The organism is Herbivorax alkaliphila (assembly GCF_030848475.1).
GTDB lineage: Bacteria > Bacillota > Clostridia > Acetivibrionales > Acetivibrionaceae > Herbivorax.
In genome coordinates, this window is the sequence record NZ_JAVDDS010000009.1 from 72,112 (window position 1) to 90,620 (window position 18,509).

General features: G+C 32.8%; 16 protein-coding genes. 13 read left to right on the forward strand and 3 right to left on the reverse strand.

Annotated features, from left to right (window positions below):
* The first annotated feature begins 15 nt into the window (after positions 1–15).
* Positions 16–1,449, forward strand: a complete 1,434-nt coding sequence (locus tag RBH29_RS05055) for an aminopeptidase (protein WP_306695667.1) — start codon at positions 16–18, stop codon at positions 1,447–1,449.
* A 96-nt stretch (positions 1,450–1,545) separates the two neighbouring features.
* On the opposite strand, the gene RBH29_RS05060 is transcribed toward RBH29_RS05055, so the two are convergent.
* Positions 1,546–2,526: an LCP family protein gene (locus tag RBH29_RS05060; protein ID WP_306695668.1), complete on the reverse strand. Its 981-nt coding sequence runs from the start codon at positions 2,524–2,526 to the stop codon at positions 1,546–1,548.
* Positions 2,527–2,625: 99 nt separating this feature from the next.
* A complete protein-coding gene (locus RBH29_RS05065; RefSeq protein ID WP_306695670.1) occupies positions 2,626–3,588 on the reverse strand; it encodes a tyrosine recombinase XerC in 963 nt (320 codons plus the stop codon).
* Positions 3,589–3,779: 191 nt separating this feature from the next.
* On the opposite strand from RBH29_RS05065, the gene RBH29_RS05070 reads away from it, so the two are divergent.
* Positions 3,780–4,292, forward strand: a complete 513-nt coding sequence (locus tag RBH29_RS05070; RefSeq protein ID WP_306695672.1) for a shikimate kinase — start codon at positions 3,780–3,782, stop codon at positions 4,290–4,292.
* Position 4,293: 1 nt separating this feature from the next.
* Positions 4,294–5,475 carry a chorismate synthase gene (gene aroC / locus RBH29_RS05075; protein ID WP_306695673.1) on the forward strand — a complete coding sequence of 394 codons (1,182 nt, stop codon included), beginning with the start codon at positions 4,294–4,296 and terminating at the stop codon, positions 5,473–5,475.
* A gap of 128 nt (positions 5,476–5,603) precedes the next feature.
* On the opposite strand, the gene RBH29_RS05080 is transcribed toward aroC, so the two are convergent.
* Complete coding sequence (locus tag RBH29_RS05080; protein ID WP_306695675.1) at positions 5,604–6,260, reverse strand: PilZ domain-containing protein; 657 nt, start codon at positions 6,258–6,260, stop codon at positions 5,604–5,606.
* 757 nt (positions 6,261–7,017) lie between these two features.
* Here RBH29_RS05080 and RBH29_RS05085 point away from each other — a divergent pair.
* The 10 genes from RBH29_RS05085 to RBH29_RS05130 all read left to right on the forward strand — a co-directional run bounded on the left by RBH29_RS05085 (position 7,018) and on the right by RBH29_RS05130 (position 18,481).
* Positions 7,018–8,901, forward strand: coding sequence for a DUF4914 family protein (locus RBH29_RS05085; RefSeq protein ID WP_306695676.1), 1,884 nt, complete (start codon positions 7,018–7,020; stop codon positions 8,899–8,901).
* 234 nt (positions 8,902–9,135) lie between these two features.
* A complete protein-coding gene (locus RBH29_RS05090; RefSeq protein WP_306695678.1) occupies positions 9,136–10,518 on the forward strand; it encodes a DUF3360 family protein in 1,383 nt (460 codons plus the stop codon).
* Between the two features lie 336 nt (positions 10,519–10,854).
* Positions 10,855–11,451, forward strand: coding sequence for a carbon monoxide dehydrogenase beta subunit family protein (locus tag RBH29_RS05095; RefSeq protein ID WP_306695680.1), 597 nt, complete (start codon positions 10,855–10,857; stop codon positions 11,449–11,451).
* Positions 11,444–12,109 carry a 2-oxoacid:acceptor oxidoreductase family protein gene (locus RBH29_RS05100; RefSeq protein WP_306695681.1) on the forward strand — a complete coding sequence of 222 codons (666 nt, stop codon included), beginning with the start codon at positions 11,444–11,446 and terminating at the stop codon, positions 12,107–12,109. Before RBH29_RS05095 ends, RBH29_RS05100 begins: the two co-directional genes overlap by 8 nt.
* A 15-nt stretch (positions 12,110–12,124) precedes the next feature.
* Entirely contained in the window at positions 12,125–12,316 is a 192-nt protein-coding gene (locus RBH29_RS05105) for a 4Fe-4S dicluster-binding protein (protein WP_306695683.1), read from the forward strand.
* 39 nt (positions 12,317–12,355) lie between these two features.
* Positions 12,356–13,519 carry a transketolase C-terminal domain-containing protein gene (locus tag RBH29_RS05110; RefSeq protein WP_306695686.1) on the forward strand — a complete coding sequence of 388 codons (1,164 nt, stop codon included), beginning with the start codon at positions 12,356–12,358 and terminating at the stop codon, positions 13,517–13,519.
* A gap of 12 nt (positions 13,520–13,531) precedes the next feature.
* Positions 13,532–14,374: a thiamine pyrophosphate-dependent enzyme gene (locus RBH29_RS05115; RefSeq protein ID WP_306695687.1), complete on the forward strand. Its 843-nt coding sequence runs from the start codon at positions 13,532–13,534 to the stop codon at positions 14,372–14,374.
* A 78-nt stretch (positions 14,375–14,452) separates the two neighbouring features.
* Complete coding sequence (gene purK, locus RBH29_RS05120) at positions 14,453–15,625, forward strand: 5-(carboxyamino)imidazole ribonucleotide synthase (RefSeq protein ID WP_306695688.1); 1,173 nt, start codon at positions 14,453–14,455, stop codon at positions 15,623–15,625.
* Between the two features lie 24 nt (positions 15,626–15,649).
* Positions 15,650–16,120: a 5-(carboxyamino)imidazole ribonucleotide mutase gene (gene purE, locus RBH29_RS05125; RefSeq protein ID WP_306695690.1), complete on the forward strand. Its 471-nt coding sequence runs from the start codon at positions 15,650–15,652 to the stop codon at positions 16,118–16,120.
* Between the two features lie 432 nt (positions 16,121–16,552).
* On the forward strand, positions 16,553–18,481 hold the full coding sequence (locus tag RBH29_RS05130) for an endo-1,4-beta-xylanase (protein ID WP_306695691.1): 1,929 nt from the start codon (positions 16,553–16,555) through the stop codon (positions 18,479–18,481).
* Positions 18,482–18,509 lie beyond the last annotated feature (28 nt).

Below are 18,509 nucleotides of genomic sequence, written 5' to 3' on the forward strand. Positions count from 1 at the left end.
AGGAGGCAGCAAATTATGTCAAGCAATAAGAGTTATGGACAAAAACTTTCAGAAAAACTTTCTTATACTAATCACAATGCATGGAACAAAATCAGTGAGGAAGATGTAAAAAACACATTTTCATTTTGTGATGAATACAAAAGTTTTCTGGATAAATCAAAAACAGAAAGAGAATTCATTAATGAAACCCAAAAACTTATCTCCAAAAGTGGTTTTGTATCAATTGATGAAATAATTAATTCAAATCAAAAATTAAAAGAGGGCATGAAAGTCTATAAAATCAATAGAAATAAATCAATAATTTTAGCAACTATAGGATCTGAACCTCCTGAAATGGGATTTAACCTTTTAGGAGCTCACGTTGATTCACCCCGACTTGACCTTAAGCCTAATCCACTTTATGAATCAAGTAACATGGCTTTTTTACAAACTCATTATTATGGCGGAATAAAAAAATATCAGTGGGTTACAATACCTCTGGCAATACATGGATTTGTAGTAAAAAAAGATGGCAGTGTTGTTGAAATTGAAATAGGTGAAGATGAAAATGATGCTGTTTTTACCATTACAGATTTGTTACCTCATTTGGCTAAAAATCAAATGCAGAAAAAAATGATGGAGGGTATTAAAGGAGAAGATCTTAATATACTTTGTGGTTCCATCCCTTTTAATGATGAGAAGATTTCTAAAAAAGTAAAATTAAATATTTTAAATTTAATAAATGAAAAATATGGAATTGTAGAAGAAGACTTTCAAGCTGCAGAAATTCAGTTTGTTCCATCAAATAAGGCAAAGGATGTGGGTTTTGATAGAGGAATGTTAGGTGCATATGGTCAGGACGACAGGGTGTGTGCCTATATTTCTTTAAAGGCACTTATGGATTTAAAAGATAATAAAAAAACTTCAGTATGTGTTTTGATGGATAAAGAAGAAATAGGCAGTATGGGAAATACAGGAGCCCAATCAGCATTCTTAGAAAATTTCATTGCAGATATTTGTTATTTGAGTTCTGATAAATATACAGACATTGTGACCAGACGATGTATTTCAAATTCCAAAATGCTTTCAGCTGATGTAAATGCAGCATTTGATCCTACTTATGAAGCTGTTTATGATAAAATGAACACATCTTATGCTGGAAAGGGAGTTGTTCTTCAAAAATATACCGGTGCTCGCGGGAAAGCAGGTGCAAGTGATGCAAGTGCTGAGTTTATTGGAGGCATTCGAAAACTCTTTAACGATAATCAAATTATATGGCAAACTGCTGAATTAGGTAAAGTAGACCATGGAGGAGGAGGAACAATTGCTCAGTTTATAGCCAATATGAATATGGATGTTATTGATTGTGGTGTAGCTGTACTTTCAATGCATTCACCTTTTGAAGTAACCAGTAAAGCAGATATTTATATGGCATATAAGGCATACAAGTTGTTTTTAGAAAAAATATAAATAAATCACTTTACTTATTACAAACAACTCATATAATGGAATTATATGGGACTTCTCTTTAAGAATTGGCAAGGGAATCCCCCTTGCCAATTCTTATTACTCTTCAACTGGTTCTTCAACTGGTTCTTCAATTTCAACTGTTTCTATAACAAAATGTTCATCAACGATTTCCATAGTTTCCTTTCGGTCTATTATAAAGTATGATAGTTCCTGTTCAACTGTTCTACCTGGCAAAACGAAAAAGTTAGCATTTTGGGCACTAATTTCATCTGCATTAATGGTCATTTTTAAAACTTCACTCATACTAAGATTGGTCTCAACTCTATTAAAAATCACATCTAGTAACTCATTTATTCTTGTTATATAGTACATATTTGCCTTTTGTCTTATAAGCTCTTCTATAAAGCTCTGCTGAGCTTCAATTCTTTTTAAATCACTTCCATCATAATATTCATTTGACCTTCCACCTCTATACTGTCTAAATCTCATAAACTTTTCTGCTTTTTCACCATCAAAATGCTGCTGTTCCCCTGCTTGTATATTTATAGTAAGATTTTGCAGTGGATCTCTATAATACATGTCTACAGGAACATCATAAACCACGCCTCCAAGCACATCTATAATTTCCCTAAAAGCCGGAAGTCCTACATGAATATAATAGTCTATATCTGTTTGAAGAATTTCACTCAGTCTTTCTGTTGCAAATTCTCCACCACCATTTTGATAGATCTCATTTATTTTTGCTGTTCTATTATTTAATCTTATTTGTGCATCTCTAGGTATTGATAAAACATTAATCTGTGCTGTTTTAGGGTTGAAATTTACAACCATCATCGTATCAGTAAGACCTCCAGATTGTTCTCCACCTAAAAGTAAAACATTTATACTGTTCATCTCTGTTGTCCTAAAAGGATCAAGCATTCTTTCTACTATTCCACCATCTCCTTGATTGTTAGTATCACTTTCAGAACCATAAACATCAGTTACATTAATGTAAACAAGCATTAAAACACCAATGCAAAACATAAAAACCGATAAAACAGAACACACTATAAAATAAAATCTTCTAAAATTCATAACCCATCTCCATAAATATATTTTTTTTACTATATAAATTAATATAACTTATTTTTTTTAAAAATGCAAAGAAAAATAGTATAATTTACTAGTGTTTTTTTAATCCTCATCAAAAGTTATTTCTGACAATGGATTGCTATCAAGTGCATTTTTAAGCTGATCGCTGTCAACATGGGTGTATATCTCTGTAGTCGAAATACTTTCATGACCTAATATTTCCTGTAGTGCCCTTATATCTACATTTCCGTACTTATACATAAGTGTAGCAGCAGTGTGGCGTAATTTGTGTACAGAATATCTTTCAGTATCAAGACCTGCAGCTTTTAAATATTTTTTTACAATATGTTGAACTGTCTTAGTGCTTATTCTCTGTTTTCGCTTACTTAAAAAAAGTGCATTTTTATCCTTTATATAATCAGAAGGTCTTACTTTCAAATATGAATTTATGGCATTAATACAGGCTTTGTTAAGATATATTACCCTTTCTTTATCACCCTTTCCAATAATGGTTAATGTTTCATTTTTTATTTTGTTGATGTTAATACTTACAAGTTCTGAAAGTCTAAGACCACAGTTTAAAAAAAGTGTCATAATGGCATAATCCCTTTTACTATATTCACCATCAATAACTTCTAAAAGCTTTTTACTTTCTTCAACATTTAAATATTTAGGAAGTCTTTTTAATATTTTGGGCGATTCAAGTTCGCTAGCAGGGTTATAGTCTAAAAGTTTAGCTTTGTTTGTTATATAATTGAAAAATGACTTTATGCTTGCAACTTTTCTAGCTCTTGAACTTGAATTGTTATCCCTTTCTCTGCTTAAAAAAGACATATACGCATATAGGTCACTTAAAGTAATTTTTTTTATTGTATCAATATCGATATCCGATATATCAATTTTATCAAAATCACATTTTTCTTGTACAAGATTTTTATGAATTTTCATAAATCGAAAAAAAAGTCTTAAGTCATAATAGTATTCATGAGCAGTATTTTTTGACTTTCCCTTAATTGTTTCCATATAACTTAAAAAATCTTTTATAGTATAAGGCATTTCACTCATTTAGTTTCTCCTGTTAAAAATATTTTTAAAAGAACATCTCGTTATAATTATACTAAATTTAATATAATTAATAAACATAAAAAATTCTTCTATGACAAACTATTTTTAAAAATTAATTTGAGATTTATTAATTTACGTGTATAATACTTTATAGATACATACTATGTGTTTTAATGATGAGGAGATTTTATATGGAAAATATTATCTTAATCGGAATGCCAAGTTCAGGAAAAACAACTATTGGAAAACCGCTTTCTAAAAAACTTAATATGGATTTTATTGATACAGACAAAATAATTTTAGATAACGAAAAAAAACCTCTCAAGGATATAGTAATTGAAGATGGTCTGGATAATTTTTTAAAAATCCAGGAAGAAACGATATTAAATTTAACTATAAAAAACCATGTAATTTCAACAGGAGGGAGTGTTATCTATAATAAAAAGGGTATTGAGCATTTAAAAAAATACGGAATTATTTTTTATTTGAAATTGGATATAGATGAAATTGAAAATAGAATAACTACAAAAAGAAGATTTGCAAAAAACAAAGAACAGAGTTTTTCTGATATATATAAGGAAAGAACTCCTCTTTATGAAAAATATGCAGATGCAATAATTAACTGTAACTTAAAAAGTGTGGATACGATTGTAAATGAAATTAGTAAAATTTATAAGAATAAAGTAGAAAGGAAGATGTTGTAGCATGGTAGGAAATGTATATGGTAGGATATTTAAAATAACTACTTGTGGAGAATCATATGCAGGAGGATTTCGTAAGAATCTTGATATTCCAAAAGAACTGTTTGGCGGCTTAATGACAATTGTTGACGGTGTTCCACCTGGAATTAAGCTAACACCAGAATTTGTTCAAAATGAGCTTGATAAGAGAAGACCCGGGGCAAGTAAACTTGATACTTCAAGAAAAGAAAAAGATAAGGTTTATATTTTTTCCGGTGTAATGGAAGATGATATTACAACAGGAGCTCCTGTTGGAATGATAATTCCAAATGGAGTAATAGAAGACAAGCACTTAAATAAACATAAAAGCTACAAAGAATTAGTAAGACCTGGACAGGCTGGATATACATTTTTTAAAAAGTATGGTCAATTTGCAGACAACATAGGAGCTGGACGTGCTTCCGGCCGTGAAACTGCAGCACGTGTGGCAGGAGGAGCTGTTGCAAAAGCTGTTTTAGATGATATAGGTATAGATGTAATTGCATTTACTACACAAATTCACGGAATTAAGGCAAAAGATGTAGACTATGAAACAGCTAAATTAAATTATAGAAAAAATGAAATTAATTGCCCTGATTTAAGCAAAAGTGGGGAAATGATAAAAGAACTTGAAAAAATAAAAGAACAGGGAGATTCTTGTGGAGGAGTAGTAGAGATAATTGCTAGAGGAGTGCCTGCAGGACTTGGAGAGCCAGCTTTTGACAAGCTACAAGCAACATTATCCCATGCCCTAATGTCTATTGCTGCTGTTAAGGGAATCGAGTTTGGTGATGGATTTGAACATGCAAGAATGAAAGGATCACAATCTAATGACACACCTTATTATGATGAAGATATAGGGAGAATCAGATTTAAAACAAATAGAGCTGGTGGTATTCTTGGAGGAATATCTAATGGGGAAGACTTAAGAATCAGGCTTGCTGTAAAACCAACTCCTACCATTAATATAACTCAAGACACTGTTAACATGTATAAGTTAAAAAACATTAAAGAAAAATTTAATACAAGAAATGATCCTTGTATATGTACAAGAATATATCCTGTATGTGAAGCCATGGTTAGAATAGCTCTTTTAGATGCTTTATTTATTGCTAAAGGCTATAGAGCACTTTCTCATAATATTGACGACAGGTGGGATGATTTATAAGTCTTTTACTTTTTATAAAATTTTAATCTAGAAAAGCCTTTGCCCATTACAAGGCAAAGGCTTTGTTTTTTCATTATAAGCAACATGCACCTATCTTTTGTATTAATTTTTAGAGTTCACTCACTTTTCTAATTCATTATTGATTTCGCCATCATTTTTCTATTATATAGATTGAAATCATATTTTAATCTATTCATAGCACTTTCTTGGTCTAGTTTTAAAAATTGAAGGCAACTTTCAATTTTTTCTACAAATTCCTCTTCAACTGAATCAAAAACTAAACCGTATTCAAATCCTAATTTTCCTGATTTCTTCCACATTATTTTTGCATCAAAATCAAGTTCTTTGTTTTCAACAATTGTCTGAACATTTATTACATCACCTTTATTCTTTTCATGTTTAGAACAAATTGATAATCCATCCAGACTTAAATTTCTAATATAAGCAAAGGCTTTATCGTTTTTGCTTGTTATGTAAGCACTCAAAGATACTGGAAACCTTTGAGTTATCCTTTTGTTTGTAAGTGATTGAATATTTTTTATGCTAATAGCTATAGTGTTGTTGTTATAATTTATACCTGTTATGGTAGACTCACAGATGTTAACTATGTCTTCATTTTCATAGCCTAAAACAACCGGGTCATCAGCAAAATAACTGTATATTAAAAAATCACGCTCAGGTCTGACTATGATGATGTCATCTTGAACACTGTTAATCAACCCCTTATTTATTTTTTTCCCTGAATAATGCTTTAGTGTAACGACTTCTCCAACTTTAAACTTCAACGTAAACCAACCCCTCTTAATTTAATATTTTGAAGGACATTACTACATAGTTTGTTAAAATATCAATAGTCAAAATATAAGAAGTGTCTAAAACTGATATTCTCCTCTTCCTAAAGGAAGAAGCATTCTTGCTTCATAGAGCTACTTAATGCATACTCTCCACAATCATTGTCGGTATGCTCTAGCAAATTCTTAGTTAAAACCTCGCCTTATATCACTCACCTTAAAAAAGGTGTCTTACGGCGAAACCTTATAAAATAACTGTCTAGAAAACCAACTACATTCATTATAGCATATTTTAGAAAAAAAATTAAGTCTATTTTAAATAATTATTAAATAAACTTTATCTTATTCTAAGACTCCACCTTTTATAATGTGGAGTTACTCTTATAAATATTCAGGTGGAGTTGAGTCTTCAACTGAAGTCTCGATGTTTAGCTATATTTAAACATACTAATTCATCTTCCAAACTTCCAAAAAAGTGTTGTAATTTTATTTTCAATGTGTTAATATATTAACAAAATGCAGTAGAATGCCTATATGGATTAATCCTATATTTTTTTTATACATATTAGTAAACTGCATGTATAAAAACAAAATATATAAAATTGGTGCTACTTTAGCTTAATTTATGTTATTTAGAAGGATTCTGTCAATTGATAAAATGTCAATTACATAAAGGGGGATGTTAATAAAAGTTATATATCTTTAATCTTTATTGGTTTTAAAATAATTTAATTAGAGAAGGAGTTTTTATATGGATAAGAAAATATTAGAAAAATTTGTTCTTCCTGAAGAACTTAAAGAAGTTCTCCAAGGAGAAGGAAAAGTAATAGTACCTGATAACAGACAACATTTATTATCTCTGGCACTTGGAGATGATGAAAATATCGATTTATTTGAAGTTGCTTATGATGTGCCAGGAAAAGGAAGAGTAGTTGAAGCAACTGTTGGACGTTGTACTAATGGAGCTGCTGTAAATTATGAAGATGTTTATATGAGACGTCGTGACCCTGATTGCTTGGTTGTGGCTGACGAAGGTGAAACAGACAAACCCCGTTATGGAGAACTATATGGAGAAAATTTTGATCCTATTAGAAATGAAACTTTCGAATGGTTTAAAGGAAAAGACCTAATAGTTATGCCTTTTATGTCAGGAAGTGACGATTTAGGGTATCCATCACTGTTAGTGGCACCAGCTAATGCAGGCTTTTTTGCAGGTGGTCTTGCGGATTTACAAGGATTCATTCCTAAAGAAGAAATACCTGATAATTTTAAGCCTAAAGCAATAATTTATCTAGCTCCAACTTTTAGGCATACACATTTTGATGGAAGACAGGTTGTTGTTCACAACAGAAAAAGTGATATGCATGAGCTGTTTTCATATAATTTATATCCAGGTCCAAGTGCTAAAAAAGGAATTTATGGTGTATTAATTCATATAGGAGAACTAGAAGGCTGGGTAACTGTTCATGCTTCTTCAGTAAAAGTTATAACTCCTTATGATAATGTAATAACCATTATGCATGAAGGTGCAAGTGGTGGTGGTAAAAGTGAAATGTTAGAGCCTATTCACAAACAGCCAGATGGAAGTATAAAACTTTGTGAAAATGTTTTAACTGGTGAAACAACAAATATGGAACTAAAAGAATCCTGTGAGCTTCACCCTGTTACAGATGATATGGCATTATGTCATCCATCACTTCAAAATGACAGCGGAAAGCTTGTTGCTAAAGATGCAGAGCAGGGATGGTTTTTAAGAATTAACCATATAACTGAATATGGTACTGACCCTCATTACGAAAAGCTTAGTATACATCCAAAGGAACCTTTAATATTCTTAAACATTAAAGGTGTTCCAGACTCTACATGTCTTCTATGGGAACATATTATGGATGCACCGGACACGCCTTGTCCAAATCCAAGGGTAATAATGCCAAGAAGGTTTGTTCCTCAAATTGTAGATGAACCTATCGAAGTTGATGTAAGAAGTTTTGGAGTTAGGACTCCACCTTGCACAAAGGAAAGACCAACATACGGAGTTATAGGAATGATGCATGTGTTGCCACCAAGTCTTGGATGGTTATGGCGTTTAGTTGCTCCTAGAGGACATGGTAACCCAAGTATTATAGATACTCATGGAATGACAAGTGAAGGTGTTGGTTCATATTGGCCGTTTGCAACTGGTCGAATGGTTGACCAAGCAAACCTTTTATTAAAACAGGTACTTAATACACCAAATACAAGATTTGTTTTAATACCAAATCAAAATATTGGAGCATATAAAGTTCAGTTTATGCCTGAATGGATAGCAAGAGAATACATGGCTAGAAGAGGAAGTGCTAAATTTAGACAAGAACAATTGACAGATTCAAGATGTCCTCTTTTAGGATATGCATTAAACTCCTTAAAGGTAGACGGTGTTAAGTTACCAAAGGGATTATTACAGACAAATCTTCAACCTGAAGTAGGAAATGAAGGATATGACAAAGGATCAAAAATACTAGCTGATTTCTTCAAAAAAGAATTACAACAATTCTTATCTGAAGATTTAGATCCATTAGGTAAGAAGATTATTGAATGTTGCCTGTCTGATGGATCCCTTGAGGAATATGCTGAATTAATTAAAGTAAAACTATAATTTAATCAGATTTTCATTTATAGACAGCAACGTAAAGGGAGATTATTTAATCTCCCTTTATTGCTAGGTAATGCCTTAGAAATAATTTCGTATTCTCGTCGGTCAAAACCCTATGAATTAACGGGTTTTGACCGACGAGAATCGGATGTTATTTCTTAGCCATTACATAAGTAAAAGTGAGTAAGATACATTTGTTTTGATAGTTTAGTCTTTTAGAAGTAGGTGAAAAAGACATTGAAAAAAGATTTTAATCGTATAGAAACTTTAAATAGTGATTTAACTTCATATAAACCAAAAGTTTGGAAAATAAACATTCCTTTTATAAATTACACTGTAAGAATAGAGGATTTCGTACCTGCATTATCAGGAAGCATTGGAAAAGTATCTTTGGTTGCAGCATTTGTTTTGGCTTGGGCTGCAAGTTTCGGTATAACAGATCCATCTTTTGTAACAGAAAATATTAGGTTAGAAGTAATTATAGGAAGCATACTTACATTGATTTTTTGTGCAGTATTAAATCCATTAGCTTCTCCACCTGGTACTCTCGCACCTCTTATTCCAATTATACCCATGATGGCTGCATCAGGTGTTCATCCTCTTCCTTTAGGATTAATTATAGGTTTTTTGGGATTAATAATTTCAGGCTTTCGATATTTTGATAAAATTACAGAAATTAATGGAGTAGGTGCAAAGGGTGGAATAATTTTATTATTTGGCCTTTTAGGTATAAACAGTTCATTAGACAGTCTTAATGTGTGGGCTCAATCAAATGATGCTTCTGTGTTATTTGTTGTTCTTATGGTAATAGGACTGCTAACATACCTTTTTCTTACTAGATTAAATATAAAATGGATGATAATACCAGCCTGTGCATTCTGTGCATTGTTTTTATCAGCCATATTTGGATTATTTCCAGACCTGACAACTCCTGTATCACTGCCTACAATTAATCCAAATCTGTGGTGGACTGAAAAATGGGGAATAGGCTGGGGGCTTACTGTAGAGAATTTTATTAAAGCTTTTCCTTTTGGGCTTTTAGCTATAGTCATGTGGCCAACAGATGCTTTAGCAATCAGAACTCTTCAGGAATCTAATTACCCAAAAGAAGCTCATGGAATCATTTTTAAAGCTAATTCCTCTTTTATAATAGCTTCTATAAGAAATATCGTGGGGGTAATACTTGGAGGAGGTCAAACATCCGCTATATGGAGAAGTTTTATGATACCTCTTGGTTCTGTAAAAAGGCCTATTGGAGGAAGTGCTTTTTTGCTTGGTGTTATAGGAATACTTTTTGGAATATCAGGTTTTTTACTTGATATTGCAGTTTTTCCTCCTCTTGTGTGGTTGGTATTAATCTTTGGAGTTTATGTACCTCTTTTAGAGGTTGGATTTACAACAATAAAAACCATAACCACTGCTCAAGTAGCTATAATATGTATTGTTTTGGGCATAGCCATAAATCCTGTTATAGGATGGGTTGCTGCTATTTTTGTTGAAAACTTCAAATTACTTAAGAAAAAAAGTAAAGATACATTAGATATAAAGCCTGGAGTAAAAGTTACTACTGTGGTTGTAGTTTTAATTACTGTTTTTTCCTTTATACTTGCTAATATTTAGAGTGAAGTTTTCATAATATGTAGCTTTATTTTAATAATTGCAGTATTATCATTAAAAAAATATTGCTTTTATACTTTAATTATGCTAACATTTAAGTCGTGTAATGGTGAAAAAATATAATTAACTATTAATAAATTATGACTAGTAGTAATAGATTAAACTTAGTAATGTCTAAGAAATACTGTTCCATTCTCATCGTCTAAAACCTGATAAATCATCGGGATTTTGTCCTTGAGAATAGTAAGTTATTTTTAAGGAGTTTCTTGGTTATTATAGTTTTGATTTTTTTAAATAGTGTTAATTTGTGTAAAATTTCATGCTAAAGGGGGCACAAAAGTGCAAACATTTGATTATAAAGTTAAAGCTGGGCCAGAGGGTTTTTTTGTTCCATCTGCTGCTGTTATGGGAGTGGAATTGCCTAAAAAAGGAGAATCTCTGGTGGAAAGCAACATCCTAACCGAAAATGAGGGAATGAAAAGAACAGCTGAAAAATTGTTATCTGCAAAAAATCCTGTCTTTTTCCCAGGACCACTTGTTTTGTGGAATTGGAAAGATGGTGTTGAGGAAAAAGCAAAAGCAGTTATGGATTTTGCAAAGACAGTTGGTGCAAGAGTTATACCTATGCCGGATTACAGACCTAAATACCCTATGATTAATCCTGAAATAGAGATTAATCCTAATCATCCTAATTTAACAATCTGGCATAATAAAATAGACGTCTGTGTATTTGTCGGCGTTCATTGTCATTATGCAAATGTTGCATTAAAGCTTATAAGAGGTGGTACAGATTGTTATACTATTTCCCTTTGTGCCGATGCTGGACACGAAGACTCTATGATTTCTATAAGAGATTTAGACACTGAAAAAGTTAAAAAGCTCACTGAAATTGCCAAGAATATAAAGTGTCAGCAAGGAGGGAAGTGCTGTGAATAAAACAACTAAGATTAGAATGTCTGGATTAGGAGGGCAGGGAGTAGTAACAGCTGCTCACATTCTAGGAGTTGCAGCAACAAGAGATGGTAAAAACAGTACGGTTAATCCATTTTTTGGTGCAGAGAAAAGGCTTGCTCCAGCTGAAAGTTATGTACGTATTTCAGCTGACGAAGTGTATGAGAGAGGAGAAATTCTTGATCCAAACATTATTATGATATTTCATCCTCATGTAATTACAATGGGAAAATGTTATACAATGCCATTTTTTGAAGGACTTATGCCTGAAGGAACATTAATAATAAATTCCGATACAGAACTTAATTTAAGTGATGATGAAATAAAAATGCTTAAAAATTTGAATTCTAGAATAATATATGTACCTGCAACCAAAATATCTATTGATATTGGTGGGACTGAACTATCTACTAATATGTCAATGCTTGGTGCCCTTCTTAAGGTTACAGGTATTGTTTCAAATAAAGCCTTAGAAGCTGCATTGATTGACAGATTTGGAGGAGGCAAATTTGTTGCCTCAGGAACTACTGCTGTTTTAGATGATGCATTAAAGGGCAAGTATAAAAAGGTAACTCAGTTAATTGAAAACAATATGGAAGTTGTCAGAGAAACTGGCAAACATATTAAAGAGGTTTCTATTTAAGGGGGCAAATTAAAAATGTATTTTACAGTAAAAGTTGATGAAGAAAAATGTATAGGATGTAAACTGTGCATTCTTACCTGCCCGGAAGCAAATGTTATAAAACTTACTGAAAACAACAAGGTTTGTATTGATACAAATCGTTGTAAAGGCTGTTTTTTATGCGTATCAGTCTGTCCAAAAAAAGCTTTGGAAAAGGGCAATATGTAAATTAAAAATAATAAAATTTTATTCAAGGAGATATATATAATGACAAAGGAACAATGTGTTAAAAATCCAGAATACATTTTTTTCGAATCTCCAAGGGAGAAGGCTTTTATAACTGGGAGTGAGGCTGTTGCAGAAGCAGTTAAGAGAGCAAATGTTGATATGGCAATAGCTTATCCCATTACACCACAAAGTGAAAGCATGCATCTAATTGGTGATTTGTATGCACAAGGATATTTGAAAGACTATTATCGTGCTGAAAATGAATTTGCTGTTATGGCTGCAATTCACGGAGCATCTTTAGGAGGTGGACGTGTTTTTACTGCTACAAGTGGACCTGGAACACTTAGAGCTATGGAAATGTTCCCTGTCTGGGCAGGTTCACGTCAACCGATAGTAAGTGCTTTTATGTGCAGAGGAGTATCACTTCCTCCATCTATTCAGCCAGAAAATATTGAAATGTCATTTCTTTTAGATTCAGGAATGTTGATGTTTCATGCTGAAAACGCACAGGACTATTTTGATATGATTTTAAAAGGATATACTATTGCAGAACAACCTGAAGTTCACCTGCCAGTGGGAGTTTTTGCAGATGGCTTTTTTGTTACACATACTCGTGATTTGGTAATGCTACCTCCAGAAGATACAAAGCTTCCAGAGTATGACTCAAAAGCTGCACCTGTTCCAGCTTTTGATATGGAAACTCCACCTATGCGTGTTACAAGAGATCCACTGCTAAATAAAAGTAATTATATCAGTTATGCGGCTAATGCAAGCTGGCATCAGGAAGTACTTGCAGCAGCCGAACGTGCTAAAAGACATATTGAACACTATTTAGGTGGATTGATTGAAGTTTCAAAACCTAACGCTAAAATTTTAATTGCAGCATCAGGTACTGCTGTTTCACAGTCAAGAGAAGCTATAAGAGCTTTAGAAGAAGAGGGAATAGAAGTTGGCTTAATTAAGGTTAAATCAATTCGTCCTTTCCCAACAAAAGAAATAATAGAAGCTACAGAAAATGCAGATATTATATTAGTACCTGAATTTAATGCAGGTGGATGGCTTTGTCGAGAAATTAAAGCATGTATTGATAACAACAGAAGGGTTGTTGAAGGACCAAGAGTCTTTGGCGGCATGACAATGCCTAAAGAAGTTATTATGGATGAAATAAAAAATGCAATTAGCAAAAAAAATTCAAAAGGATAGGAGGGGAGAAATATGTCATTAAGAAACATAACTCCTGTTAAGGAATTTGAAGATATATTACCAGAAGAGTATAAAGAACTTGTAAATAATGGACCCCATTCAAAAAATAAAAGTATTGATGATTTGGGAACTTTCAAGGAAATAGTTGAACAACATCCCCATTGTGCTGGCTGTGGTGTGTCTTTAGGAATTCGTCTTGCACTTGCATCATTACCATCTCCTGAAGATTCTATCGTAATTGGAACACCAGGTTGTTCATTTTTTGGACTCTCTCAAAGTGCTCTAAACTATTCCAATACAGCTTTTGGTAACCAAAGTGCAGTTGCATCAGGTTTAAAGAGAATGCTTAATATTCGATATCCTGATAAACACAAAGATGTTATGGTTATGGTTGGAGATGGTGGTATTGCAGATATTGGTTTGGATTTGACTCTCCATTCTTGGTTTCGCAAGGAAAAAATAACCACTATAATGTTGGATAACGAGGTATACGGAAATACTGGCGGACAGGAAAGTGGTATGTCAAAAAAGGGCACAGTTTTAAACATGGCTCCTAAGGGTAAGAATTTTGATAAAATTCCTGTATTTGATTTGGCAAAAACATCTGGATGTGACTATGTTGCAAAGGTTACAGTTGCAAACCCAAAAAAACTTGGGCAAGTTGTGAAAAACGCCATACTTGTTGCAAGAGAAGTTGGTCCTACGTATTTGCAAATTTTTACGCCTTGTCCTACCAACATGAAATTTCCACCAGATCAGACAATTAAAATTGCAAAAGAAGCTTCAAAGGATTCATATTCTTTTGAAGAATTTATGACTGATAAAGCAGCTGATTATTTGAAAAGCTTAAAGTAACTAAACTTGTAATTAGTTCACTATTTTTAACGTACAAACTTATATATACAGTTAAAATTTATTAAGGAAGGTAATATTGTGGCTAACATAAAAAAGAAGACACTAATGCCACCAGATAAGATTGGAATTATTGGTGGTGGGCAACTTGGTAGAATGTTAAGTTATGAAGCTAAAAGAATGGGATATTACGTATCTGTCTTAGATCCCACTCCTTCTTGCCCTGCAGGGCAAGTTTCAGATAATCAAATAACTGCTTCATTTTCTGACTATGGTTCAATTAAAGAGCTTGCAGATTCTACCGATGTCTTAACTTACGAATTTGAACATATTGACGCTGATATATTGTGTAAACTTGAATCTGAAGGGTATAAAATATATCCCTCAGGAGATACATTAAAAAAAATACAGAACAAATTGAGCCAAAAACAACTTTTAAAAAAAGCAGGACTTCCTGTACCATCATTTTCTAAGGTGGAAAACACGGAAGATATCTTCTCCATAATAAATGAATATGGACTTCCTGTTTTACTTAAAACCTGCTATGGTGGTTATGATGGTAAAGGAAATATTGTTATTAGAAATATTAATGATGTAGAAAAAGCATATGAAGCATTTAAAGGCAAAGAAATTATGGTGGAACAATTTATAGACTTTAAATGCGAACTATCAATAATTGTTGGACGTGGGTTTGATGGCAGTACATCAACTTTCCCTGTTGTAGAAAATATACACAAAGACAGCATATTAAATCTAACAAAAGCACCTGCACAAATAGATGATTCAATTAAAAACAAAGTTGAATCGGTGGCTAGACAGGTTCTTGATGTATTTGATGACTATGGTATATTTTGCATTGAAATGTTCCTTGATAAAAAAGAGGACGTGTATATAAATGAAATTGCTCCAAGACCCCACAATTCAGGTCATTATACTATTGAGGCATGTTATACATCACAATACGAGCAATTGCTAAGGATAATTACAGGGCTTCCACAAGGATTAACAAAATTAATTTCACCATGTGCAATGGTTAATATTTTAGGTAATAATGAAGTTAATGGAGAATATACTTTTAATGGATTTCAAAATGTTCTTTTGGAAGAACGAGTTTATATCCATGTCTATGGAAAACGTTTAACTAAAAACCTAAAGAAGATAGGACATATAACGGTTTTAAATGAATTAAGAGATACAGCAGTAATTAAAGCTCAAGAGGCATTGGATAAAATTAAAATAAAACCTTTAATCTAATTAATTTGAAAGGATGAGGTGCCAGTGGACAATAATAAAAAAAGAGTTGGAATTATTATGGGAAGCGATTCAGATCTTCCTGTTATGGAAAGTGCTGCTGATATTTTAGATGAACTAAAGATAGGTTATGAAATTAGTATTGTATCTGCTCATCGAACTCCTGATAAGATGTATGATTATGCTAAAACCGCAGAAGAAAGAGGTCTTGATGTCATCATCGCAGGTGCAGGTGGTTCAGCTCATTTACCAGGTATGGTAGCTGCAATAACTCACCTCCCTGTTATCGGGGTTCCTGTTAAGTCTAGGAAATTAGATGGCATTGATTCACTTTTGTCAATTGTACAAATGCCTGCAGGAGTACCTGTCGCAACAGTTCCTGTTAATGCTGCAAAAAATGCCGGATTGCTTGCTGCAAAAATTGTTGCATTAGATGACAAGAATATCCGAAACTCTATTGACTCGTATTATAAATTTAAAGATATTATCAACTCATAAAACAAAATTCGTATAATTTATGTAAGAAAACATATTGAAAAAAGATTAGCTTTAAGCTTCAGGTAGAACCACTTCTTAACCTGAAGCTTAAAAAGTGATTCTTTCTTGTGCTTCTCATGTTCTACTTTATTTAGCTTTAGCTAACAAGTTCACTCCTTTTTTTACACCCATTTTTGTGATATCTCTTTTTTTATTTTGATATTTATTATATAATAAAATAAGAAGATGTAAACATTTTCTTATTAAATCTTTATATAATATAAAAATTTATTTTTTGTTATTAAGTAATGGCTAAGAAATAATATCCGATTCTCGTCGGTCAAAACCCGTTAATTCATAGGGATTTTGTCCTTGAGAATGCGAAATTATTTATAATGCGTTACTAAGTTCTCAATTATGAGACTAATAATATATTTTAAGGAGGATAATAATATGAAAAAAACTGTAAAACTTTTGGTCGTGCTTACATTAGTGTTAAACATGATGGTTCCTTTTGGTAGTGTATTTGCATCAGACAATATGATTACCAATCCAAGGTTTGAGACAGGTGATGAAACAGGTTGGTATCCTTATGGAGAAGAACATTCTATTGCCATTGTTAGTGACGATCCACAAAGTGGTGACTATTGTGCCTTTGTTACTGACAGAACAGATGAGTGGAACGGTATTGCTCAAGACATGACCGATTTAATTGAAGTGGGGAAAGCATATGAATATGCAGCATGGGTAAAAGTTGATGCTCCTGGAACTCACGAAGTAAAGATTTCAATGAAAAGAGTAGAAGACAATGCTGATCCAGAATTTGATACAGTTGCAGTTATGAATATGACTGGCAATGAATGGACTCGTCTTTCTGGTGCATATTCTATAACAAGTCCTGCTACAGAATTAGAAATGTACATTGAAGGGCCTGAACCAGAATTTGATTTTTATGTAGACAATGTAGAAATGATAGAAATGGAAATGAACGCCGACAACTGGAGAGATATCACAGATCAGAGAATAGAAGAAATTAGAAAAAGAGATGCAGTAATTCAAGTTGTTGATTCTAATGGCAGTCCAGTTAGTGGTGCTAATATAGAAGTTGAACAAACCAGAAACCATTTTCCATTTGGTTCAGCTATTGCAAGACATGCAATGCATGATGAGCGTTACAAGGAATTCTTTTTAGAAAATTATGAATGGGCTGTTTTTGAAAATGAATCTAAATGGTACCATAATGAACCAAGTGAAGGCAATGTGACTTATGCTGACGCAGATTATATGTACGAGTGGTGTGAGGAAAACGACATATTGGTAAGAGGTCATTGTGTTTTCTGGGAAGTTGAAGAATATGTACCACAATGGGTAACCCAGCTATCAGACAGTGAGCTTATGGAAGCAATAGACAGAAGACTTGAAAGTGTAGTACCCCGTTATGCAGGTAAATTTGTTGACTGGGATGTTAATAATGAAATGTTACATGGAAGCTTTTTTAAAGACAGACTTGGTAAGGATATCTGGCTTTATATGTTTGAAAGAACAAGAGAATTAGATCCTAATGCTAAGCTTTTTGTTAATGATTACAATGTTTTATCTGAAGCTGAAGCTGATGAGTTTGTACAACAAATTAACTGGTTTTTAGATAATGGAATTGAGCTAGACGGTATAGGAGCACAAGGTCATTTCCCTGAGGAAAGAGTTATCGATCCTGTTGTGGTTGAAAGTAGAATTAATACTTTAGCATCTACTGGTTTGCCAGTATGGGTAACAGAGTATGATTCAACAACACACGATGTAGAATTACGTGCTGACAACCTTGAAAATTTTTACCGCCTTGCATTCTCTAATCCAAATGTAGACGGTATCTTAATGTGGGGATTTCATGCAGATTCACATTGGAGAGGTCCTGATGCAGCAATAGTTGACCATGATTGGACAGTAAATGAAGCAGGCCTTAGATATCAATCTTTAAGAGAAGAATGGAGAACAAATGAATCAGGAACCACTAATAGCAGTGGAAATTATGACTTTAGAGGTTTCCATGGTACATATGATATAACAATATCAGCTCCTGGAAGTGATTCTGTTGTTACAACTATTGAGTTAGAACCTGGTACAGGTGCTTCAATATATAATATTTCTCTCGACGGAACAGTTCAGGAACCACCATCAATAATGTACGGTGATTTAAATGGTGATGGTTCTATAGATTCTTCTGACGCAACTCTTCTTCAAAGACATGCATTAGAGATTCAAGAACTGCCAGAGTCATCACTATTAGCTGCTGACTTAAATGGGGACGGAGTTATTGACTCATCAGACTATGCACTTTTGAGTAGATATATCTTAGAAATTATTGATTCTTTTCCTGTAGAATAAAAGTAATATAACATTTACAAACTGTAAA